20 protein-coding genes are annotated in these 22,064 nt (G+C 70.0%); 19 read left to right on the top strand and 1 reads right to left on the bottom strand.

Going from position 1 to position 22,064, the window contains the following annotated elements; genetic code table 11:
- Positions 1-73 precede the first annotated feature (73 nt).
- Complete coding sequence (locus tag IG02_RS0133225; RefSeq protein WP_030756591.1) at positions 74-2,413, top strand: type IV secretory system conjugative DNA transfer family protein; 2,340 nt, start codon at positions 74-76, stop codon at positions 2,411-2,413.
- 364 nt (positions 2,414-2,777) lie between these two features.
- Here the strand turns inward: IG02_RS0133225 and IG02_RS0133220 are convergent, their stop codons facing one another.
- Entirely contained in the window at positions 2,778-3,470 is a 693-nt protein-coding gene (locus tag IG02_RS0133220; protein WP_158712423.1) for a hypothetical protein, read from the bottom strand.
- Positions 3,471-3,580: 110 nt separating this feature from the next.
- Here IG02_RS0133220 and IG02_RS0133215 point away from each other — a divergent pair, with 110 nt between their 5' ends.
- The 18 genes from IG02_RS0133215 to IG02_RS38065 all read left to right on the top strand — a co-directional run bounded on the left by IG02_RS0133215 (position 3,581) and on the right by IG02_RS38065 (position 22,060).
- A complete protein-coding gene (locus tag IG02_RS0133215; protein WP_030756579.1) occupies positions 3,581-4,093 on the top strand; it encodes a hypothetical protein in 513 nt (170 codons plus the stop codon).
- Positions 4,080-5,702 (top strand): terminase large subunit domain-containing protein, encoded by a 1,623-nt coding sequence (locus tag IG02_RS0133210; protein ID WP_078855031.1) that lies wholly within the window; start codon positions 4,080-4,082, stop codon positions 5,700-5,702. The genes IG02_RS0133215 and IG02_RS0133210 overlap by 14 nt, the downstream gene beginning before the upstream one ends.
- Before the next feature lie 623 nt (positions 5,703-6,325).
- The gene (locus IG02_RS0133200; RefSeq protein ID WP_030756575.1) at positions 6,326-8,212 is read left to right on the top strand and encodes a hypothetical protein; all 1,887 of its coding nucleotides are present in this window, start codon (positions 6,326-6,328) and stop codon (positions 8,210-8,212) included.
- A gap of 65 nt (positions 8,213-8,277) precedes the next feature.
- Positions 8,278-9,054, top strand: a complete 777-nt coding sequence (locus IG02_RS0133195) for a hypothetical protein (RefSeq protein WP_030756573.1) — start codon at positions 8,278-8,280, stop codon at positions 9,052-9,054.
- A gap of 113 nt (positions 9,055-9,167) precedes the next feature.
- Entirely contained in the window at positions 9,168-9,911 is a 744-nt protein-coding gene (locus IG02_RS38070; RefSeq protein ID WP_051766069.1) for a hypothetical protein, read from the top strand.
- A 20-nt stretch (positions 9,912-9,931) separates the two neighbouring features.
- Positions 9,932-10,984, top strand: a complete 1,053-nt coding sequence (locus IG02_RS0133185; protein ID WP_030756568.1) for a major capsid protein — start codon at positions 9,932-9,934, stop codon at positions 10,982-10,984.
- Between the two features lie 3 nt (positions 10,985-10,987).
- Positions 10,988-11,320: a hypothetical protein gene (locus IG02_RS0133180; protein WP_030756565.1), complete on the top strand. Its 333-nt coding sequence runs from the start codon at positions 10,988-10,990 to the stop codon at positions 11,318-11,320.
- Between the two features lie 82 nt (positions 11,321-11,402).
- Positions 11,403-11,744: a hypothetical protein gene (locus IG02_RS0133175; RefSeq protein ID WP_051766067.1), complete on the top strand. Its 342-nt coding sequence runs from the start codon at positions 11,403-11,405 to the stop codon at positions 11,742-11,744.
- Positions 11,741-12,583: a hypothetical protein gene (locus IG02_RS0133170; protein ID WP_030756561.1), complete on the top strand. Its 843-nt coding sequence runs from the start codon at positions 11,741-11,743 to the stop codon at positions 12,581-12,583. Before IG02_RS0133175 ends, IG02_RS0133170 begins: the two co-directional genes overlap by 4 nt.
- Complete coding sequence (locus IG02_RS0133165; RefSeq protein WP_030756558.1) at positions 12,580-12,957, top strand: hypothetical protein; 378 nt, start codon at positions 12,580-12,582, stop codon at positions 12,955-12,957. Before IG02_RS0133170 ends, IG02_RS0133165 begins: the two co-directional genes overlap by 4 nt.
- Positions 12,957-13,406 carry a DUF6093 family protein gene (locus tag IG02_RS0133160; RefSeq protein WP_030756555.1) on the top strand — a complete coding sequence of 150 codons (450 nt, stop codon included), beginning with the start codon at positions 12,957-12,959 and terminating at the stop codon, positions 13,404-13,406. Before IG02_RS0133165 ends, IG02_RS0133160 begins: the two co-directional genes overlap by 1 nt.
- Entirely contained in the window at positions 13,403-13,792 is a 390-nt protein-coding gene (locus IG02_RS0133155; protein WP_030756549.1) for an HK97 gp10 family phage protein, read from the top strand. Before IG02_RS0133160 ends, IG02_RS0133155 begins: the two co-directional genes overlap by 4 nt.
- Positions 13,789-14,238, top strand: coding sequence for a hypothetical protein (locus tag IG02_RS0133150; RefSeq protein WP_030756547.1), 450 nt, complete (start codon positions 13,789-13,791; stop codon positions 14,236-14,238). The genes IG02_RS0133155 and IG02_RS0133150 overlap by 4 nt, the downstream gene beginning before the upstream one ends.
- A gap of 121 nt (positions 14,239-14,359) precedes the next feature.
- Complete coding sequence (locus IG02_RS0133145; protein ID WP_030756544.1) at positions 14,360-14,833, top strand: hypothetical protein; 474 nt, start codon at positions 14,360-14,362, stop codon at positions 14,831-14,833.
- 104 nt (positions 14,834-14,937) lie between these two features.
- Positions 14,938-15,498: a hypothetical protein gene (locus IG02_RS0133140; RefSeq protein WP_030756540.1), complete on the top strand. Its 561-nt coding sequence runs from the start codon at positions 14,938-14,940 to the stop codon at positions 15,496-15,498.
- A 233-nt stretch (positions 15,499-15,731) separates the two neighbouring features.
- Positions 15,732-15,893, top strand: a complete 162-nt coding sequence (locus IG02_RS43270) for a hypothetical protein (RefSeq protein WP_234315002.1) — start codon at positions 15,732-15,734, stop codon at positions 15,891-15,893.
- Positions 15,894-15,920: 27 nt separating this feature from the next.
- On the top strand, positions 15,921-21,167 hold the full coding sequence (locus IG02_RS0133130) for a phage tail tape measure protein (RefSeq protein WP_030756538.1): 5,247 nt from the start codon (positions 15,921-15,923) through the stop codon (positions 21,165-21,167).
- Complete coding sequence (locus tag IG02_RS38065; RefSeq protein WP_030756536.1) at positions 21,164-22,060, top strand: phage distal tail protein; 897 nt, start codon at positions 21,164-21,166, stop codon at positions 22,058-22,060. The genes IG02_RS0133130 and IG02_RS38065 overlap by 4 nt, the downstream gene beginning before the upstream one ends.
- The last annotated feature ends 4 nt before the right edge of the window (positions 22,061-22,064 follow it).

The raw sequence follows: 22,064 nt of genomic DNA, 5'->3' as shown, positions 1-22,064 counted from the left end.
CAGGGCGGGGCCGGGACGCACCCCGGCCCCGCCCCATATCCGCAGGCCATACAACCCACCCAGGAGTATCCCCATGACCACGCCCACGACCACCAGCCCCCGCGCCGCAAGCACCGAACGCGGCATTGCCTTCGTCACCTCCGCCGCCCCCATCGCCACCGGCATCCTCGCCCCGCTCCTCGACGGCGGCGCCGCGTTCACCGCAGCCATCGCCTACGGCGGAGCCGCCGGCTTCATGGCCGCGAACTACATGAACCGCCTCCCGCCCGAACTCACCGACAACCTCCCGGCCGGGGACATCGTCCGCGCCCACCGCTCCCCGATGTTCATCTCCACCCTCACCACCGGCATGTCCCTCGGCCTCGGCACACTCAGGGGCCTCGACGGCACGGACGCCCTCATGGCCGGCATCCTCAACCCGGCATCCATCCCCGGCATCGTCTCCCTCGGCTGGTGGGCCGCCGTCGCCCTCGTCCCCTGGAAGCTACGCAAGGTCCTGGCCCGCAAGACCCAGACCCGCCGCACCACCCACCCCCACGCAGCCAGCACGGCCGGCAAGCCCGCAAGCATCGCCGACGGCATCGTCATGGCATGGGGAACGCACATCTCCAACCCGACCACCGGAGCCCACAAACACCAGGTCCTCGCGAACGTCCTCGCGTACACCGACCCCGCGACCGGCACCATCCTCCGCTGGACCGGCACCATCCTGGCCCCGGCAGGAAGCGGCGTCTCCGTCTCCAAGGAGACCGTCTCCTCCGTCTACAAGGTCCGTCCCGGATGGGTCGACATCACCCCCGGCGACCATGCGGGAGAGGCCCGCATCGAGGTCAGCATGAAAGCCCCCGCGAAGCTGAACCCCTCCACCCTGGAGGGCGCCTGGATGAAGTACGTAGCCCGCCCCGGCGGCCTGATGGCGAAGACCCACCTGGAGGACGTCACCGACGACCCGAACACCGGCGGCCAGGCCGCATACGTCGTCGCCGACGAAGACCTCGACATCCTCAAGGCCCCCGACCGGAACGAACTCGCCGGCGCCATGCGCACCTCACCCCTGCTGATCTCCTACGAGCCGATCGCCACCAACCCCCGCAAGGCCATCATCCGCACGATGAAGGAAAACCCCCTGGAGAAGGGATTCGACTTCCCCGGCCTGGACGCCCTCAAGGCCACCAAGGGCGGCCGCGTCCCCTTCGGCAAGGTCATCTCCGGGCACCCCTGGATGTTCCCCATGTTCGACCCCGTCCTCGGCGCCCTCCACCTCGTCATCGCCGGCACAACCGGATCCGGAAAGGGCGGCGCCGCCCAACTCGTCTGCCTGGGCTACCACGCCAACGACGCGGCCATCCTCTACGCCGACCCCAAGGGCGCCTCCAACCCCGCGATCCCCAAGATGGCCGCCTACTCCGGCCTCCAGACATACGGCGCCCTCGGCGCCCTGCGGATCTCCTACGCGATCCTCATGCACCGCAAGGAGGAAGCCGCCCGACTGGAACTGAAGAACTTCCAGCCCTCCAAAATGCGACCCTGGTGCGCCACCGCCCTCGACGAGGCCGCCCAAGTACTCGGCCCCAACGTGCCCAACCGCAAGGAAGCCGTACACATCGTCAAGGCCGGCGCCAGCCTCGGCCGCTCCCTGGGCATGCCGTGGACCCTGATCAACCAGACCGTGAACCTGGACCAGATCGGCGGCGAACAAGCCATCCGCGCCAACCTGATCAACGGCGGAGCCTGGCTGATCCTGCGCACCGACTCCGGCCAGACCAACCTCGCCGACCTCCCCGACGGCTTCGAAGGCATCGACCCCGCCAAAATCCCCGCCGTATGGAAGTCCGAGGACGACTCTCTGATCTACGACCCGACCCTCCCCGAGGACGACCCGCGCCGCACCTTCGGCCTCGGATTCATGGGCGCCCCCGGCGGACGCCCCGGCATGGGCCGCACCTTCACCCTCGAGGACGCCACCCCGCACATCCGGCCCGACCAGGTCGCCGTCCCCGAGGACTTCCCCGGCTGGGACGACGCCACCCTGGAAGAGATCGCCAACACCCCGGTCCGCGGCTTCGAAGAAGGCGGCAGCGGAAGCGACCAGGACGACTCTTCCGCACCGAAGTACGTCAACGGCGTCGACCTGCCGAAGAAGGAACCCAGCGCGGAAGACAAAGTCATCCAGGCTCTCCGGGAGAACTCCGACCCCATGCACCTCGAGGCGCTCGCCGGCGCCGACCTGGAGCCGGACGACTACGAGATCCAGTACATGGACAAGACCACGCTGCTTCAGCAGACCGGGATGAAGGAGACGACGCTGTCCAACACCCTCGCCCGCCTCGTCAAGGAGCAGAAAATCCACCGGCCGCAGGACGGTACCCGCGGTACGTACGGCCTGGGCCCGGCACCAACACCCGACGAGTAACACCCCGGGGGAGAGCAGCCCGGACAAACGCCCGAACCTGTACCACCATGGAAGAGCACGGCCCGGGACGGATACTCATCTGTGTTCTTCCTGCGTCCCCGCGCCAGAAAGAACCCGGGCCGTGCAACAAGACCAACACCCTTGAGCCCCAGCACGGCACCCCCGGCCGTACAGGGTTCCCCCGGCCCCGCCAGCCTCCCCCGAACTGGCGGGGCCGACCCGTCTGAAGAACCAGCACCCGTGCCCTTGGCTTCCCGCCGCACGGGAAACCGGCCTCCCACCGGCAGGCCGCGTCAAAAGTGCCAGAGGTGCGCTACTGCCGAGCACCCCAGCATCAGTGGCCCGGCCACCACCGGGTCCGCGGCTACTTCACCGGCTTCCACGTCCCGCACTGCTCCGACTTGAACAGTTCTCCCGTTTGCACCGTCACCGTGATCCGGCGAGCCTGCGTCGCGAACTGATTGTCGATGATCTGCCCGTCCTCGGACGTCCGCTCCCAGTAGCAGTCCGCGAGCGCGCCCACCGTCCGGTACGTGCCCGCCGGCATCACCAGCACATCCGCCCCCGCATCCGCCGGGCCCGCTTTCACCTCGTACTCCCCAGACGACACCCACCGCTCGTAGTCACCCGACACCGCCTCCTTCAGCGTCGCCTCCCACTTCGGGCACAGCTTCGGGATCCCCGCCAGCAGAACCGCCTTCCCGTCGCCCTCCAACACGCCGCTCTCCGCCAGCCACTGAGGCCGCGACGAGCTGTCCGCCGCGCTCTCCGGCAGCGACGCGCATATATCCGCCACGAAGTCCGACGCTGCCGGATACAGGTCGTCCACCACCCAGCCCTTCTCGGACGCCAGACGGTCCACATCCCCCTCCGGCGTCGCCGGGAACGACTCCTCCGACTCCTCAACCCCCGGCCCCGACGACTCCGGCACCGCCGCCGGCGAACTCGTCTCTCCGCCCGGCCCCGAGCCCTCCGAACCCCCGCTCGAGCCCCCGCACCCCGACACCAACAACACCGCCGCCACCACGACAGCCCCCACCCCACTCACACGTCTCATGCCGCGCATCGTGACAGCCCGCCCACCGCCGGGGGAAGAATCCCGCCAGCATCAGGGATCATCGGTTACAGGCGCGGGGCCACACCTATTGAGCGGGAGCCCCCACCGCCATGCCAGCCTCCAAAGCCGAGCAAGCCGAAGTCGCCGCCCGCCGCGCAGAACTCATCCGCCTACGCCGCGCCGGCGTCCGGTTCGAAGACCCCCGCATCCTCGCCCTCGGCTACACCAGCCGCGGCGCCGCCACCAAGGACTTCATCCGCGCCATTGAGGAACGCCGCGACGAGCAGGCCGCCGAAGCCAGCGTGTACCGGCAGGAAGCGAACGAACGCCTCGAAGCACTCCTCGAAGCCCACTGGGAGAACGCTACCGCTGGCGGCGACACCAAGGCCGCCGAGCTCGTCCTCAAGCTCATGGACCGGCAGGCAAAGCTGAACGGACTCGACATGCCCGCCAAGACCGAGCTGTCCGGGCCCGACGGAGGAGCGGTCCCGGTCGGCCCGGTCGCGATTGCCGAACTGCGCGACCTCATCCGCACCGCGGGTGAACCCGACCTTGAGGACGACGACATCCCCGAGGACCCGCACGACGCTGATGATGGCGACACCACCGATGAAGACGCCTGACCCGCCCCTGGCCCAAGACGCGGGACAACAGCCCGACGTCGACATCGCCGCCGAGGCAGAGGAGTTCCTCAAGCTGGTCGCCCAGTACCGGCGTCTGAACCGGGCCCAGCGACGCCGTATCGCAATCGCAGCCAGCCCCGAGATACGGACCATTCTCGCTGGCGTCGAACGGGACATGGCCCTCAAGCGATCCCCGGGCTCCATGTCCGCGATCCTCACCGACGGCAAGGAGAAACAAGCCCGGCACCTGGACCTCATCGACCAGGTGTTCCGCGACATCGCCGCCGGCCGCCCCCGCAAAGTCCTCATCACCATGCCCCCACGGCACGGAAAGTCCCGCCGCGCCGCGCGCTGGGCACCCCTGTGGTACCTGTCGCGGCACCCCGACCACCGGGTGATGATCGCCTCCTACTCAGCCGACCTCGCCGACGACCACGGCCGGTGGATCCGCGACGCCATCAACACCTACGGACCCCAGCTCGGCCTCGCCCTCCACGCCGGATCCAAAGCCGCCAACCGATTCGACCTCGCCGACCCCGACACCGGTAACCGGCTCGACGGCGGCCTCGTCACCGCCGGCGTCGGCGGAGGACTCACCGGCAAGGGCGCGCACCTCGCGATCGTCGACGACCCCATCAAGGACGCCGCCGACGCCGAATCGCCCACCATGCGCCGCCGCCTCTGGGACTGGTGGACGTCCGTCCTCAACACTCGCATCGAGCCCGGCGGCAGCATCCTGGTCATCCAGACACGCTGGCACGAGCAAGACCTCGCCGGCCGCATCCTCGAAGGCGAAGACGCCTCCGACTGGACCATCCTCGACCTGCCGGCCATCGCCGACAGTGAAGACGACGCCCTCGGCCGTCCTGTCGGAGAACCCCTCTGGCCGCTCCGGTACGGACGCAAGGCCCTCGAGAAGATCCGGCGCGCGGTCGGCGAACGCGTCTGGTGGTCCCTTTACCAGCAGAAGCCTCGCCCGCTCGAGGGCGGCGTATGGCAGTGGCCGTGGATCACTGACAACCGGCTCACCCCCATGCAGTTCCGAGGCGTCGACCTCACCCGCATCGTCGTCGCCGTGGACACCGCGGGCGGGGATGACGACGTCAACGACGAAACCGGCCTCTGGGCCGGCGGGCGCGACAACACAGGGCAGCTGTACGTGCTCGCCGACCGCTCCGACCGGATGGGAGCAGACACCTGGGGACACGCGGCCTGCCGCCTCGCCATCGAGCTACGCGCGGACGCGATCGTCGTCGAGTCGAACTTCGGCGGCGACATGGCCAAGCAGATCATCCGCCAAGCCTGGAAGGAGCTCACCGAGGCGGGCGAGACCGCTGGCATGTTGATGCCAGCCATCATCGAAGTGCACGCCAAGCAGGGGAAACGCCTGCGCGCCGAACCAATCGCCCAGCTGTACGCCCAGGGCCTTGTCCACCACGTCGGCGAGTTCCCGCGCCTTGAGGGACAACTTGTCACCTGGATCCCCGGCATGGACTCCCCAGACCGCATGGACGCCTGCGTACACGGACTCACCGAACTGGCAGATCCAGCTTCAGCTGCCGTACAGACGGCAAAGTATGCAGACCACCGTCTCAGCGGACGGCGCTGAAGACCGTGACAGGCCCAGCAAGGCCCCTGGACGGTGATCTGAGACGAGATGCAAGCCGAGAAGGGAATCACTCTCACCAACTGGGCGAGATTTAAAAATCTCGGTTCGTGAAGGTACATTGGAATAGTTCCGGCGCACTGTTAAGTTCGCTGGGGTTCAGGGAGAAACAACGAAGCCGCCTCCCTGGCTGGGAGGCGGCTCGTCACGGATCCGGACTGGCGGCTACTGCGGCGTCATCACCTTGAGCACCAACTCGAAGAGGGCGATGACGAAGCACCAAAAGCCCCAGTCCGGATGGTCGTTCTCCACCTGATCCTCCTGATCCGGTCAACCCGCAGGCGTTCCCCCGGGCAATTGCGGCCGGGGGACGATCAGGAAGCGTGTGGTGTGAACGCCCAATCCAGATTCTACGACCTCCCGAATGCGACTACGGACCCCCGATGCCTTGCGTACGTGAGCGAATCCCCACAACGCCCTCCAATGGGGCGCCTTTTCGAGGGGTACCCCTTCGCCCTGTAACTCGAATGGGTGAATGACGCGGCCGGTTGAGAGCCGGGGGAACGTACCTTCGGAACGCTCGTACGCTGGATGCGGCGCGGGGCCAGCTATACGGAGGGAACTTTGTGGGCCTCAAGACCGTGCTCATCGACGCCTGGTCGCGCCTCAACTTCAAGCCGGTCTACAGCGACCATCTCGGCATGCCCAACCGGCGGGCCTTCCCCGAGGCGTACGCCTCCTGGGTGCCAGCCGCCGACGAACGGCGCCTCGCCGCATACAAGCTGTTCACCGCGTACGACTCCAACCAGGCCGCTGAACTCGCCGAGATCCACGGCGGCAGCACCGAGCGGGACCGGCGCGAGTACGGCGACCCCAGCATGTTCGTCGACACCCTGGTCGCTCACGTCATGGGCCGCGGGCAGACCATCACCGTCCCCGGCGCCGAACACGCCGCCAGCGACGAAGCCGACGGGGGGCAGGCGGCGGCGGAACGCGTCCAGGACCTTCTGCGGGACTGGGCCGAGACCGAACTGCTGCCCATGCGGATGAAGCAGGCCGAACGCAAAGCCGTCTCCCTCGGCGACGCCGTCTACCGGCTCGCCTGGGACCCCGCGAAGGAACGCGTCACCCTGCGGGTCTCCGACCCCGGCTTCTACTTCCCCGTCATCGGAGAAGACGACGACGGCGGCGAGTACCCGCAGCGGATCCACTTCGCGTGGGAGCTGCCAGAGGACAAGCAGCGGAACCTCCCTGCCCGCCTGCGCCGCATCACCTACGAACTCGACTGGATCCGGCCCGCGACCGCATCCGGCGTCGACCGCAACAGCCGGCCCGTCCGAGCCCCCGTCATGACCGAGCCCGCCGACGGCGAGCCGCCCGTCCCCAGCCTCGGTAAGGGGGACGTCGCCGACCCCGACAGCGGCGCCATCAGCCGCATCTACCCGTGGTCCGACAAGCCGTCCTACCGGGCGTGCTACCTCACCGACGCGACCTGGGAACTCGGCGACATCCGGGCCCCTGCCGACGTCGACTCCCTGCCGCTCGAGAAAGCAACGTTCGCGACCCGCTCCGACGGGGAAGTCCTCGACCACCTGGACCTCCTCATCGACTTCATCCCGGTGATCCACGTCCCCAACACCGTCCCCCCGGCCGAGGAGCACTGGGGCCAGTCCTCTCTCGCCGCGGTCCTCCAGGTCTTCGACGAACTCCAGGGCACCGACACCGACAGCGCCCGCGCCTCCGCCACCACCGGATCCCCGATCATCGGCCTCGCCGGGAAGAACATCACCGGCAGCGGCCAGCACGCCGTCGCCCCAGGCATGGTCTTCACCCTCGGCGAGAACGGCCGCATGGACACCCTCAACACCGCCCCCCAACTCCAAGAGCTACGCCACCAACGCCACGACCTGTCCGAGCGGGCCGCGACCGTCGTACGCCTCCCCGCCGTCTCCCTCGGCACCATGGACCCCTCGAAGGTGCCCTCCGGCTACGCCCTCGCCCTCAGCCTCGGCCCGCTGGACTCCCTCATGGACGACATGCGCCTCGCGCGTGACCACAAGAACACCCTCCTGCTGAAGTTCGTACAGCGACTCCACCTCGCCGGGCAGCACCCCGACTGGGCCGGCATCACCCCCGTGCCCGCCAAGCTCATCTACGGCCCGTACACGCCCACCGACCGGGACGCTGTCCTCCAGCAGGTAACGACCGGCGTCGAGAAGGGTGTCCTCTCCCTTGAGACCGCGGTGCGGATGCTGACCGAGGCCGGCTTCCCCATCGACGACATGGAGAAGGAGATCGAACAGATCCAGTCCCGGGCCTTCGCGCAGGCACGCGATCTGGCCGACGCGCTCGGCAACCCCGACGAAGTCGCCGACTTCCTTGGCCGCAAAGCCCCCGAACAACCACCCGTACCGCCGATCCAACTGCCGCCCCAGCCCGGTGTACAGCCGCCCCAAGACCCCCAGGGGCAGGGCCCGGCCGGCCAGCCGGAGGGGAGCGGGGGCAACCCGTGAACCGATCCGTGCTTTCCTTGATCTCAGGCGCGGGGCCTGAATATTCCTTGGGAGGATCTGCCCTCATGCGTCGCCCCGCGCAGCAGCACCACACCGCCCCGGCCACGGCCTGGGCGCACCCCTACGCCGGCATCGCCAGGCTCGCCGTGTTCTACAACGACGGCGGCGCCCCCACACCTCCGGTACCGACCCCGGCCGCTGCCCCGGGCCCGAAGCTGGACGACAGCGCGCCCAAGCCGAAGCCGCCGGCCCCTTCCTCCGCCCTGCCCGGCCTCGCCGACGGTGAAGTCGTCGTCCACCGCAACTGGCTTGAGCAGAAGCTGACCGCCGAGAAGGACTCCGGCCGCCGCAACGGCAACCAGCGGCTCGCCTCCGACCTCGGTTTCGACGACGTCAACGGCCTGCGCACCTACGTCGAGGAGCAGAAGAAGGCCGAGCAGGCCCGCATGTCGGAGCATGAACGCAAGGAGAAGGAACTCACCGACCGGGAAGCCCGTGCTGCGGCACGGGAGAAGGCCGCCGAGGCCCGGGAACGCGCTGCGGCCCACCGCGCCGTCCTCGTCGGCCTCGGCGCGACCGGCACCGACCTCGAGGACGCCGTCACCCTCCTCCGCGTCCCCGACGACGCCGACGACCAGGCCCTCACGGACGCCGCAACCCAGCTGAAGGAACGCCGCCCCGAACTGTTCGGCATCAAACCACCGGCCGCGCCGCCTCAGCTTCCCCCGGCCCCCGGCGGAGCCCCGGCCGGCGGCCCGCCAGTCCGGCAGGCCCCCACAGGGAAGCCCGGAGACCGCGGCCGCGCCATCGCGCAGGCCCGCGGCCACCGCCCCGCCGCATAAGACCCCCGGCCGCCACCGCGCGGCCGGACCAGGGACCACGCCCGCTCCTCGTGGACGCGCGCCAACCGGCGCCGCAGGCAACCACTCGCCGTTTCACGCAAGGAGCAGAGGTCGTGAACGACTTCCAGCCCATGACCGTCGTGGACGAAACCGCCACCTCGGGCCGTCCCTGGCTCGCCTCCCTGGTCGGCACCAACGACGGCAACACCATCACCCTGGACCTCAGCAAGTTCGTCGAGGGCGTCCACTACACCAAGGGCACCCTCCTCCAGGGCCGGAACATCCTCAAGTCCGGCCTTCCCCTCGGGAAGATCACCGCGTCGGGGCTGTACGGCCCGTACAGCGGCCCCACCGCAGAGGTCCAGACCGTCACCGTCACTGGAAGCCCGACCGGCGGCACCTACACGCTCACGTTCTCCGGGCAGACCACCGCCGGCATCCCCTACAACGCGACCGCCGCACAGGTGAAGGCCGCGCTCGAAGCACTGTCGAACATCGCCCCGGGCGATGTCACCGTCACCGGCGGCCCCCACCCCGGCGCGGTCATCTCTGTGACCTTCGCGGGCGCCTACCTCGGCGAAGACGTCCCCCAGATGACCGCATCCGCATCCGGCCTGACCGGCGGGACGTCCCCGGCCGTCACCATCGCCACGGCCACCGCCGGCGGCGCTGCCGGAGCATCGGACGGCACCCAGGTCCTCGCCGGGTTCCTCCTCGAGGAGACCCCCTTCAACCCGGGCTCCACCAAGTGCGGCGGCGTCCTGCTGTGGCAGGCCGAGGTGTACGCCAGCAAGCTCCCCATCCCCTTCGACGCCGATGACGTGACCTCCACGACCGCGTTCATCCACTGGCGCTGAGCCCACAGGAGACCACCGACATGGACCTCGACCTGCTCCTGCGGGAGCTCGACGCCGCCGAGATCAACGCGTTCGTCCGCGAACTGACCACCCCCGCGGACTACCTGCTCACCCAGCAGATCGTCCCCGAGCGGAACATCAACAACATCAAGTTCCGCACCAGCTCCAGCAAGCGGCGCGTGAACGCGGCGAAGTTCCGCGTCTACGACGCGCCGACCGCCATCGCGACTCGCCACGCGTCCAGGGTCGTCAACGAGGGCCTGCTGCCCCCGCTCGGCCAGACCCTCCCCATCAGCGAGATGGAGACCATCCTCTTCAACATCTCGCACGGCCAGGACGCCGCCGAGTTCATCGAGAAGCTGTACGACGACATCGAGCGGCACTTCGAGTCCATCAAGACCGCCCAGGAGATCGCCGCCGGGAAAATCCTCGCCACCGGAGTCGTCGACCTGCCCGGCAACGGCCTCGACGTCGACTGGAACGTGCCCGCCGCGAACCGGCCCACCGCCGCGATCCCGTGGAACGAGGCCCACGCCACCCCCCTCACCGACGAGATGGCGTGGATGAACTACCTGCGCGACACCGGCGCGCCGGTCCCGTCCCGGGTCATCACCTCCCGCCGGGCCCGCTCGTTCCTCGCCGCGAACCAGGAGTACCGGGCCTCGTACTACAACACGCCGATCGGCGGCCAGACCCCCACGGCAATGCTCGCCCCGGACCAGGTCTCGGCCGTCCGCGCCCGCTACAACCTGCCGCCGATCGTCGAGTACGACGTCCAGGTGTACGACGACGAAGGCAACTACGTGCGGGTCCTCCCCGACAACCTGTGGATCATGACGCCGGGTATCGCTCCGAACCAGTGGGCCGAGACCCAGTACGGGCTGACTGCCGAAGGCATCCAGCTCTCCTCCGGCTCCAACCCGGCCCTCACCGCCGAGCAGGCCCCCGGCATCGTCATTGTCACCAAGGTCGAGGACAACCCGGTGCAGGTCTACACACGCGGCGCCGCAGTGGGCATGCCGGTGCTGTACGTACCGGACATCCACATCACGGCCACTGTCCTGGAGGACTGAACCGTGGCGAAGCTCGCCCGGTCGGTGCACGTGACCGACCCGAAAACCGGCCGCCGCAGGGTTCTGAATGCAGGGGAGGAACCGGCCCCGCACCTGGCCGCGCTGGTGCGGATGGCCAGCGCCTGGGAGGGCGGAACCCTCCCCCCGGAAGCGGACGCAGACGACGCCGGAGCCGACCCGGACGACGCGCCTGGCGACGCCCCGGCCGGAAACGCTGACGACGGCACGGTCCCGTCCGCTGACTCCGCGACCACCAAACCGGCTGCCCGTAAGACGGCGGCCAAGAAGCCGGCTCGGGGCCGGACGGCCGCTGCTGAGGGCACCGGCGGCCGGTAGGCGGTGTGCGGGCCCGGCCGGTGGGGGCGCCGCCCGGGCCCGCACGCTGCCCCCCTTCCCGCCCCGCCCGTACGGAGGACCTGTGAACAGCGCCGTACAAGCCTGGCTGATCTCCCAGCTCGGCCCCAGCACCGACACCGCAGACCTCGAACAGCGGTACGCCCGCCTCGGCAGCGCGCGGGCGGTCGCCCTCGAAGTCCTCTACGAGCGCAAGGCCGCGCTCATCCACGACCAGCCGTCCACCGTCACCGTGACCGGCGTCGTCGGCGTGTCCTACACCGAGAACATCAAGGCCATCGAGCGGCAGATCAACGCCCTCGAATCCGGCGACGTACCTGCCCCGCCGGACGAACCCCAGCCCGGCGACGAGGACACCGATCTCGGGTTCGGCATCATCCGGCTCATCGAACGGCCCCGCCGATGACCACCCCCACCCGCCCCCAACCCGTCCTGAGCCGCGATGCCACCGTGCAGGCCGCGGCCGCCGCGCTCGCCGCAGCGTGGGACACCCTCCACCGCGCCCAGCTCGACCTCCTGCGCGCCCTGTCCCGAACACCCACAGCCCGCGCACGCGGCGCCACGCAACGCAGACGAGACGCCGTCCGCCGCTTCCTCGACGCCCTGGCCGCCTTCGACCGGACCGCCCGCGCCGTCACCGAACGCTGGGCGGCACGCGACCTGCCCCTCCTCTACCGCGATGGGGCAGTCGCCTCCCTGAAACGGGCCGTGCACTCGGTACAGCAGCACGCCCGACCCTTCGAATGGACCGACCGGCACCAGAGCACAATCACCGCCCTGTCCACCCAGTACTACGCCGACCTCACCGCCCGCATCCAGGAAGCCGTCCGCCGCGCGCAGGCGTTCGCCCGCAACGCCCAAGACCAGGCCCGCACCCCCGAAGGCATCGACCGCAAGCAACTGCTGGCCGCACACCCCCTGGACCGCGTGGTCTACGCGGACCAGTCGAAACACACCGTGCGGCACTGGGCCACGGCAGCGCTGAAAGAGCAGGCAACCACCGCCGCGAACACCGCCGCCCTCCTCTACGGAACCGACGACCTGGGCGCCCGCTGGTTCGAATGCACCGACGGCCCCGAATGCGGCTTCGCCGGCCACCCGGACACCGACCACGCCGACGGCACGATCCGCTCCGCCGACGACGCCGCCATGTTCCCCACCAGCCACTTCGGATGCATCCGGCAGTGGACCCCGCGCCCGGACCTCAACTACGCCCCCAACCTGTCCTCCGGAGACCAGGTATGACCGAGCCGAACATGTCCGTCCATCCGCAGCCCATCACCATCACAGCCGGCCCCGGGACGGCACACATCGAACTCGCAGGCAACGACGTCAGCCGTTACCTCCGCGGCTACACGATCGAGCAGCACGTCGGCGGACCGCCCCAGATAGTGCTGCACACCCTGCCCAAGGGCGGCCTCGTCTTCGACGGTCTCGCGCAGGTCGCCGTCGCCACAGACGCCGACCTCGGCGAGGCCATCGTGGCATTCCTCCGCGGCATCAACCCGGCCGCCCTCGACGAGGCTGCACTCGCCCGGGAGGATCTCGACGGGTCGAAGAACGAATTGACCAAGGCGATGCTGGCGACCCTCGCCGACTGGGCCCAGGGGAGGACCTGATGCCGGGCCTCGACCGTGCACTGGCCGGGGTCACCCGCTGGTTCAGCACCAACATCCTCATCGACACCGTACGGATCACCCTGCCCGCCACCACCGAACCCGTCCTCAACACCAGCACCGGCAACCTCGAATACCCCGAAGGCGCCGTCCTCTACGAAGGGCCCGGAGCGGTCTTCAACGCGAACGCGGCCGCAGAGATCTCCGCCACCCCCGATGTCCAGCAGCCCTGGATCCAGGAGACGAAGTCCCGCTACCAGCTGTACACGCCCCTCGACGCGCCCGTCGCGCCCAAGGACGCGGTCGTCACCGTGACGGCCGTCCACGACCCGGCCCGCAGCGCGCTCCTCGGCCGGGCCTGGACCTGCCCCGACCCCGGGCAGGCCGCCACCGTGGAGATCGCCCGCCGGACCCCGCTGGACCAGATCCGGATCCCCGGAGGCGCCACATGACCCCCGACGAACTCGCCGACCGACTCGAGCACGCCAGCGACCGCGTCGGGAACACCCTCTACCAGGCGGTGAAGCACACCGGGACGATCGGCAACGCCCGGATCCGCGGCAACGCCTCCGACCGCCCCGGCCCGAACGTCATCACCGGCCAGTACCGCAACTCCTGGCGCAGCGTCACCAACCGCATCCCGTACGGTGCGCAATGCACCATCGGCACCGCGGCCCCGCAGGGCCGGCGCCTGGAGTTCGGGTTCATGGGCATGACCGACTCACTCGGCCGGACCTACCACCAGCCACCGTTCCCGCACGCCGGCCCGGCCCTGCCCGTCATCACCACCGTGCTGCGCGGGCAGGTAGCGCTGGCCGTGAGGGAGATCCTGTCGTGATCGAACGCCTCCCGGTCACCGCGGCGGTCGCCGACCTCCTCGCCACGGCCACCAGCATCCCGGTCGGCCGGGGCCGGATGCCGCTCGGCGGCCCGCAGCACTACTACCTGCTGTACGCCGTCGACAGCACCGTCTCCGGGGCGCCGTTCGCCGACGAACACGAGGACGCGTCCTTCGTGTACCAGGTGACCTCCGTGTCCGCCCCGGCCCCCGGCGTGAAGGGCTCCGCCGGAATGCTGGACCAGGTCGAGCTGATGGCCGACCGTGCCCGCACCGCGCTCCTCGGCCGCGATCCGGCGACCGGAGCGTGGCGGCATCCTCTGGTGGTGCCCGGGGCCAGCGTCATGTGTCGCGACCTCGACACGGAACCGGGGGGAACAAGCGACCCGGCAGATGGAATCATGACCTACGTGCAGCGCTTCAGGTTCGACCTGACGCCCGCCTGACCTGGTTCAGGCGTTTGACCGCACCGCGGCGGGACCCCACGCGGACGTGCCACCTCGTGGCCGAGACGACAACCGCCACAGCAGGGGCTCCGACGGGGCCCCGGGACAAGGGGTCCCCGCCATGCCCAGGTTCTCCCGCAAGGGCGTCACGAAGATCCTGTTCGCGACGACCATCGCCGCCCCCTCCTACATCCCCACCCGCACCGAACTGGCCGGCGCCACGAAGCTCACCAAGGCCCTCGCTGCGGTCGACGGGTTCGCCCTCGAGAACCAGACCATCGAGACGCCTGACCTCGAGTCGAAGTTCACCGCGAAGATCGAGGGCGACGACCAGGCCGCCGACTCCACCCTCACTTTCTACGAGGACAGCGCCGCCGACGAACTCGAAGAGACCCTCGCAAAGGGCACCACCGGGTTCATCATCATCCTCCGCAAGGGCGACGTCCCGGCCTCGAACTCGATGGACGTCTACCCGGTGACCGTCGCCTCCAAGTCGTCCACGATCACCGTGGACAACGAGGCCGCCAAGTGGATGGTCAAGTTCGCGATCACCGACACCCCGGCCCTCGACGCGCCCGTACCGGCCGCCACCTGACCCCGCCGCCCCTCTCAGCTCCCGGCCGGGCCCGACGCGTTCGGGAAGGGGCGCCGCACGGCGCCCGGCCGGGTCCCCTTCCCCTGACGGAGGAACCCCTCATCATGCCCACCAGCCGCAAGCCGACCACCTCCGAGCCGCCCGCGGCCGCCGTCGCCCAGGACGCGCACTGGGCCGCGAAGATGCAGCGCCTGCGGGACCGGCGCCTCGCCGAGGCCGTCTTCACCGTCTGCGACGACCTGGACGTCAAGCGCCGCTACGACCGTGCGGCCCGCGCCAAGGACACCGCCGAGACCCTCCTGAACACCACCACCGACGGCGACACGGACGCGCAGAAGGAAGCCGACGCCGCCCGGGAAGAGTGGACGGCCGCGAAGACGGCCTACGACGCCGCGGCCATCCCGATCCGGCTCCGCGCCCTGCCCCGCACCGCGATGGAAGCCCTCTACGCCGAGCACAAGCCGACCGAGGAAGAGCAGGAGGAAGGCCGGGACTGGGCCCCCAGCTTCCATGCCGCGCTGATCTCCGCCGCCAGCGTCGACGGCATGACCGTCGACGAAGCGCAGGAACTCCTCGACACCTGGTCCCTCGCCGAAGCGAACGCCCTGTTCAACGCGGCCCTGTCCGTGCAGCAGACCACCCGGTCCGATCTGGGAAAAGGCTGATCCACGATGACCAGTTCCGGGCCGAACTCGAGCTGTGCGACCGCTGGGGCATCCCCCACAGCCAGTTCCGCGGCATCGGGACCGGAACCTGGACGGCCCGCGACCGGGAAAAGGCCCTCGCCTACCGGGAGTACCAGCGCACCGTTTGTCCGCAGTGCGGCACCCGCTACGACGACTGGGACCACGGAGGAGAAGGCGAAGAAGACGCCTACGCCGCGTCGGTCCAACTGTGCGTGGGCTGCGAAGTCATCGCCGACAAGCAGGACGAACTCGCCAAGAGCAGCGAAAGCACCAACGGCCGGAAGATCACGCTCATACCAGTGTCCGTTCACGCCGCCCTGCAAGCCGAACGCGACCTGAAGAACCAGCGGCGCCGCCGCCGGGACGACGACTGACGACGAAAGAAGGGGAGGGAGGGCTCGGTGGCGAACTGGAACCTCAGTGTCGACCTGCGGGCGCATGGCGGCAGCCTCGTCCGCGAGCTACGGCAGTCCGCCACCCACGCCCGCACGCTCGGCACCGCCGCCCGGACCGCCCGCACCGAACTCCGCAGCTTCGGCCGGGACGCCGACAGCACCGCGCGCCGGATCCGCGCCCTCGGCCGCGAAGCGAACACCGCCGCCCGGCACATCAACCGGCTCGGCGACAACACGCGCACCGCAGCCCGCAGCATCAACCGGTACGCGGACGCCGCCCGCACTGCCGACCGCAACGTCACTCGCCTCGGCACACAGTCCCGCACCGCCGGCCGGGACCTGGCCCGCATGTCCGGGCAGATCGACACCGCCGTCCGCGACCTGCTCCGTCTCGCACAAGCCGCCCAGAACGCCTCGACGCACATGGGCCGGATCGGCGACCGCGGTGTCCTCGCCATGCGCCGCTACGCCGACGAGACTGGCCGGCTCCGTCACCAGCTGACGGGCGCCGCCGCGCTCCTGTCCGGCGGCGCCCTGGTGATGGGGGTCGACAAGCTCGTCGAGAACGGCAACGAGTACCAGCAGGCGATGAACACGTTCGGCGCCGTCACCGGCGCCACCGGCATACAGATGCAGCGGGCCGCCGCCACCGCCGCGCAGCTCGGCAACGACCTCACCCTGCCCGGCGCCACCGCGGCGGATGCGGCGGAGGCGATGGTCGAGCTGGCCAAGGCCGGCTTCCGCACCGACCAGGCGATCTCCTCCACCCGCGCCTCCCTCACGCTGGCCTCAGCCGCCCAGGTCAACGCCGCCGACTCCGCCAAGTACCTCGGCGACATGATGGACCAGTTCGGCATGGGCGCCGACCAGGCCGGCGTCGCCGCCGACACCCTCGCCGCGACCGCGAACGCCGCGTCCGGCGACATCATCGACATCTACTACGCGATGAAGTACGCCGGGCCCGTCGCCCACGGGCTCGGCGTGAACATGCGCGAGGCGGCGTCCGCGGTCGGCATGCTCGGCAAGGCCGGCATCCTCGGCCAGACCGCCGGCACCACCCTGCGCGGCATGCTCGCGAACCTCGCCGCACCGACCCCGCAGATGATCAAAGGTCTCAAGGCCATGGGCATCGAAGCGTGGGACGCCCAAGGGAAGTTCAAGGGCCTGCGCTACGTCATCGACGGCCTGTCCAAAGCCCAGCACGAGATGAGCCAGCAGGACTTCACCGCCGCGGTGAAGAAGAGCATGGGCAAACCAGCAATGTCCGGTGCGATCGCCCTGGCCCACCAGGGAGTCGACTCTTTTGACGCGCTGATGGCGGCCGTATCCGACACCGGGGCCGCCTCCGACATCGCCGCCGCCAAAGGCAAAGGACTCGCCGGCGCGATGCTCCAGCTGAAGACCCAGGCCAAGCAGACCGGCCTGACCATCTACGACGGCATCGCGCCTGGCCTGGAGTACCTCACCCGTGGCATCACCGCCAGTCTCGCCACCGCAACCCCGAAGATCGAAAACTTCTTCGACTACCTCAACGACGCGGCGACCTTGTTCGGCCCGGACATCGCGGACGCCGCCCGCAAGCAGTTCGCCGACATCGGCGACGCCGCCAGCCGCATGCTCACCCCGTTCGAGGAGTTCGGCGGCGACGCGGTAGCCTCCGCCCTCCACGTCCTGCTCAGCGCCGGCCAAGCGGTCGTGGACGTCCTCACCAACCTCGCCGCGGGCGCCGAGCCCGTCATCAGTGCGCTCGGCGACGTCGCGTCGGAAGGATCCGGCGCCGCCACCGCCCTCGACATCGCCGTCTACGCCCTCGACACCGCAGCCTCCGCCGTCTCCACCCTGTCGGGCCTCCTCGGCCCCCTCGGGCACCTGATCGGCGGCCTCGTCTCCCTCTTCGGCAGCCTGCCCGGACCCGTGCAGACCGCGGTGTTCGCGATGCTGCTGATGCGGCGCGTCGGCCCCATCGCGCAAGGACTCGCCAGCACCGTCGGCGGACGCCTCACCGGCTCCTTCCGGTCCCTGAACCAGCAGATGGCGCTCCAGCGGACCCTCGCCGCCGCCTCCGGCCAGTCCCTCTCCCGCTACGGCGCGGCCGTCGCCACCCTCCAAGCTCACGTGCCCGTCATCGGCCGAATGGGCCAGAGCTTCCGCACCGCCTCCACGCAGGCGGCCGGGTTCGGCGGCGCGCTGCGCGGCGTCACCGCGGCGGCCGGCACCGGGCTGCGGACCGCGATGGGCGGCCTCATGGGCGCCATGGGCGGACCGTGGGGTGTCGCCCTCACCGTAGCGACCGTCGGCCTTGGTCTCCTCGCGTCCCGGCAGCAGAAGGCCGCCGCAGCGGCCGCCGAGCATCAGCAGCAGATCTCCAACCTCGCGCAGGCCCTCCGCGAATCCAACGGCGCCGTCGACGAGAACGTCCGGGCAATCGCCGCCGAGAACCTGATGGCGCAGAAGGTCAAGACGACCCTCGACGGGCAGCAGCGCTTGGTCGACCTCGCCCGCACCGCGAAAGTCCCCATGTCCGCCCTCGTGGACGCCTACACCAATCAGGGCAGCTCCCTGAGCAAGCTCCGCCGGGAACTCGCCGCGACCGCGACTGCGCAGAAGACCCTCGTCATGGACCCGGAGACCGGGCAGACCAGCGAGGCGTACACGGTGCAGGGCCGGGCCGCCGACGACCTCCGCAAGGCCCTCGGCGGGCTCGGCGGCGACTTCCAGAAGGCCGCCGCCGACGCCAAGTCCTTCAACGAGGGCGTTAAGGGCGCGGCCAGCACGACCGCGTACGACCGGCTGAAGGACGCGGTCGCGGCGCTCGCCGACAAGACCGCCGACGCCGACTCCCGCACCCGCGCGCTACGGGACGCACTCGACCTGCTGTCCGGCGGCAGCGTCTCCCTCCAGGCCGCGCAGGCCCGCGTGAACGAGGCCATCACGCAGGCCAACGAGGCGATGGCCGCAGGCATCGACCGCAGCAACGGCTGGGGCAAGCAGCTCATCGGGATCGGCGGCGCCCTCGACACGACCACGAAGAACGGCCAGCAGCTGTTCAATACCCTCAACAGCATCGCCGACAGCTCCGCGTCCGCCGCGCTCGCCGCCTACGACTTCGCCCAGTCCCAGGGCAAGAGCGTCCCCGACTCGATCGCCGCCGCCCGCAAGGAAATGCAGGACGCCCGGACCTCTGCCCTGAAGCTGGCCGAGGGCTACGGCCTGTCCAAGAAGGAAGCGGCCGGCGTCGCCGACGCCATGGGCCTCATCCCCGGCCAGGTGTCGATCCTCCTCCAGACCGAAGGCGTCGACAGCACCCTCGCCGAGCTCCTCGCAGTCCAGGCCGAGTTCCAGCAGTTCCCCGACAAGAAGACCATCAAGGTCGACGCTCTCGGCGCGGACGCGAAGAAGGAACTTGAGGACATCGGCTACCAGATCAAGCTGATCCCCGGCACCCGCGAATACAAGATCACCGCCCCGACCGCTGCCGCACGCGCGGAACTCGACGCGCTGATCAGCAAGCTCGGACAGACCAACGGCAAGACCCTGCCCATCAAGGCCCCCAGCGCGGAAGCCATCCGCGAACTCGAGACCATCCAGGCCAAACTCCGGGCCACCAACGGCAAGACCCTCACCATGCGCGCCCCGACCGCCGAAGCGCGCCAGCAGCTCGAAGCCCTCGGCTTCAAAATCCGCACCACCAAGGGCAAAACCGTCACGATCAGCGCCCCCACAGGCGGCGCGCGGGCCGGCGTGGACGCGCTGCGCCGCGCGATCGAAGGACTCAGGAGCAAGACCGTCACCATCACCACCTACTCCAAGTACGTGTCCACCGGGAAACAGCCTGGCCAGCAGTGGCTCTCCGGCGCCAGCGCGAACGCCGACGGCAACATCTACACCGCCTACGCCGCAGGCGGCATGAACGCACGCCGCCCCGAGAACCACGTCGCACAGATCGCCCCGGCCGGAGCCTGGCGCGTCTGGGCCGAGGAAGAGACCGGCGGCGAGTCCTACATCCCCCTCGCCCCCGGCAAACGGCCCCGCTCCCGCGCCATCGCCGAAGAGACCGTACGGCGCCTCGGCGGCGACCCCACACGCATCCAGTGGAACGCGGACGGGTCGGTCACGGACTGGCGCTACGACCCGCAGACCGGCTCCCTGTACTCCGCGTCCGACGCCGGGCAAGCCGGGCACAAGACCAAGAAGGTCAAGGTCAAGTCGAAGGGCAAGACCACCACCAAGGACGTCGAGTACTTCGACCTGAAGACCGTCGAGACCCAGCTCAAGGCCAACAGCAAAGCCACCCAGGCATGGAACGCCGACCTCGCGAAGGTCGCGGACCGTGCCGGCGGAGACGTCGCCGACGCCCTCGCCTCGATGGGCAAGGACGGGGTCGCCCTCGCCAAGAAGATGGCAGGAGGGTCCACGAAGTACCTCAACGAGATGGCGGCCGCGCTGCGCGGCCTCGCCGCCACGGCGAAGGCGTCGCTGACGGACTACACCCGCCAGCTGTCCAAGGCGAACACCGCTGATGCCTCGTTCGCGAAGAACCTGATCACCCTGTCGGCGAAGGGGTACGGCGACCTCGCCAAGCAGCTTGCCGCACAGGGCGACCAGGCGGCCATGGAGCTCGCCGCCGCCGCGGTGAAGGACGGCAAGAAGGCGTCGTCGGCGAACAGCGCCGCGAAGACCGCGAACAACTCCCTGACTACCGAGCAGGTGCAGCAGCTCGTTGCGATCATCGCCGCGATCAAGACCAGCAAGACCGGCATCCACACCGTCGCCGACACCACCGGCCTCGGAGAAGACGAGATCATCGCCACCGCCACGAAAGCGTCCGGCCAGATCAAAACCGCGCTCGGCTCCCGCGCCACCCAGTTCCTCACCGACCTGGCCCGCGCGAACAAGGGCCTCTCCTACGCGGACGGCGGCATCCGGCCCGGGCTCTACTCCACCCGCGCCGGCGCGCTCACCTTCGCCGAGCCCTCGACCGGCGGCGAAGCGTACATCCCCCTCGGCCCGAACAAGCGCGCCGGCGCCACGGCCGTCCTCCGTGACGTCGCCGGCCGGTTCGGCGTCGGCCTCACCCCCGCCGGCGCCGCCGACGGCGGACGGATCGTCATCATCCGCGAACAGGGCCCCCTCGTAGGCGAGCAGCACTGGCACCTGGCCGACCGAACCGACCGGGACCTCGCCGCACGCATCGACGCCGACAACGCCTACCAGCTACGGCGCCTCGCACGAGGAGGAACCCGAGCACGATGACCACACCCATCCAGCTCGAGGACGGCCAGCATCAGCTCGGCAACATCCTCATCGGCCGCGGCACCCCCGTCACCGTCGCCGCGATCGAAGGGCTCGGCCAGCCGCCGCTGCGCACCGCGGACGTGGAGCCGCCGGGGGAGGACGGGCTGTGGCTCGGCCCGGACCGCTACAGCGGACGCACCATCCGGATCGACGCCGCGATCCGCACCCCCGGCGACCGCACGACCGCGCTGAACGTGCTGGCCGCGCTCCAGGACCTGGCCGACACCCCGGCCGTCCGAGGGCAGGGCGGCACCACCATGGACCTGCGCCTGAAATACCCCGGCCGCACCGCCCGCACGGTACGCGGACGGCTCCGCAAGCTCGAGCCGGACATCACCAAGGCCATCCACGGCTGGATCCCCCTGGACATCGAGTTCCAGGGCCAGGACCACCTGTACTACGCCGACACCCCCGGCACCACGAGCATCCCGCTCGGCGCGGTCACCCAGGGCGGCATCACCTTCCCGCTCCAGTTCCCGTTCGTCATCGCCGGGAACCCCGAGTCGGTCGGCCGGCCCGGCTGGCTCGACGTCGAGGGCACGGCCCCCACCTGGCCCGTGCTCCGCATCGCGGGACCGTGCGCGAACCCGAAGATCACGCACGTGGCCAGCGGACGCACCCTGACCGTCCAGACGACGCTCACCGCGGGGGAGTGGGTGGAGATCGACACCCGGCCGGGCTGGCGCACCGTCCTCCGCAACAACGGCGGCGGCGCCCCCCTCTCCGCAACCTCCCGCATCGACCTGTTCCAACTGGCGCCCGGACTCAACGAACTCCAGTGGACGGCCACGGACAACACCCTGACCAGCACCCTGGCCGTCACCTGGTGGCCGGCCTACAAGGCCCTCTGAGGAG

This window comes from Streptomyces sp. NRRL F-5135 (genome assembly GCF_000719775.1).
GTDB lineage: Bacteria > Actinomycetota > Actinomycetes > Streptomycetales > Streptomycetaceae > Streptomyces > Streptomyces hebeiensis.
Note: the sequence above shows the minus strand (reverse complement) of the source record. Positions and strands in the feature narration are given on the sequence as shown.

What these genes read in the sequence shown, in the direction of transcription:
- IG02_RS0133225 (WP_030756591.1), top strand. Translation starts at nt 74, where the DNA reads ATGACCACGCCCACGACCACCAGCCCCCGCGCCGCAAGCACCGAACGC.
- IG02_RS0133220 (WP_158712423.1), bottom strand. Translation starts at nt 3,470, where the DNA reads ATGAGACGTGTGAGTGGGGTGGGGGCTGTCGTGGTGGCGGCGGTGTTG.
- IG02_RS0133215 (WP_030756579.1), top strand. Translation starts at nt 3,581, where the DNA reads ATGCCAGCCTCCAAAGCCGAGCAAGCCGAAGTCGCCGCCCGCCGCGCA.
- IG02_RS0133210 (WP_078855031.1), top strand. Translation starts at nt 4,080, where the DNA reads ATGAAGACGCCTGACCCGCCCCTGGCCCAAGACGCGGGACAACAGCCC.
- IG02_RS0133195 (WP_030756573.1), top strand. Translation starts at nt 8,278, where the DNA reads ATGCGTCGCCCCGCGCAGCAGCACCACACCGCCCCGGCCACGGCCTGG.
- IG02_RS0133185 (WP_030756568.1), top strand. Translation starts at nt 9,932, where the DNA reads ATGGACCTCGACCTGCTCCTGCGGGAGCTCGACGCCGCCGAGATCAAC.
- IG02_RS0133170 (WP_030756561.1), top strand. Translation starts at nt 11,741, where the DNA reads ATGACCACCCCCACCCGCCCCCAACCCGTCCTGAGCCGCGATGCCACC.
- IG02_RS0133165 (WP_030756558.1), top strand. Translation starts at nt 12,580, where the DNA reads ATGACCGAGCCGAACATGTCCGTCCATCCGCAGCCCATCACCATCACA.
- IG02_RS0133160 (WP_030756555.1), top strand. Translation starts at nt 12,957, where the DNA reads ATGCCGGGCCTCGACCGTGCACTGGCCGGGGTCACCCGCTGGTTCAGC.
- IG02_RS0133155 (WP_030756549.1), top strand. Translation starts at nt 13,403, where the DNA reads ATGACCCCCGACGAACTCGCCGACCGACTCGAGCACGCCAGCGACCGC.
- IG02_RS0133145 (WP_030756544.1), top strand. Translation starts at nt 14,360, where the DNA reads ATGCCCAGGTTCTCCCGCAAGGGCGTCACGAAGATCCTGTTCGCGACG.
- IG02_RS0133140 (WP_030756540.1), top strand. Translation starts at nt 14,938, where the DNA reads ATGCCCACCAGCCGCAAGCCGACCACCTCCGAGCCGCCCGCGGCCGCC.
- IG02_RS38065 (WP_030756536.1), top strand. Translation starts at nt 21,164, where the DNA reads ATGACCACACCCATCCAGCTCGAGGACGGCCAGCATCAGCTCGGCAAC.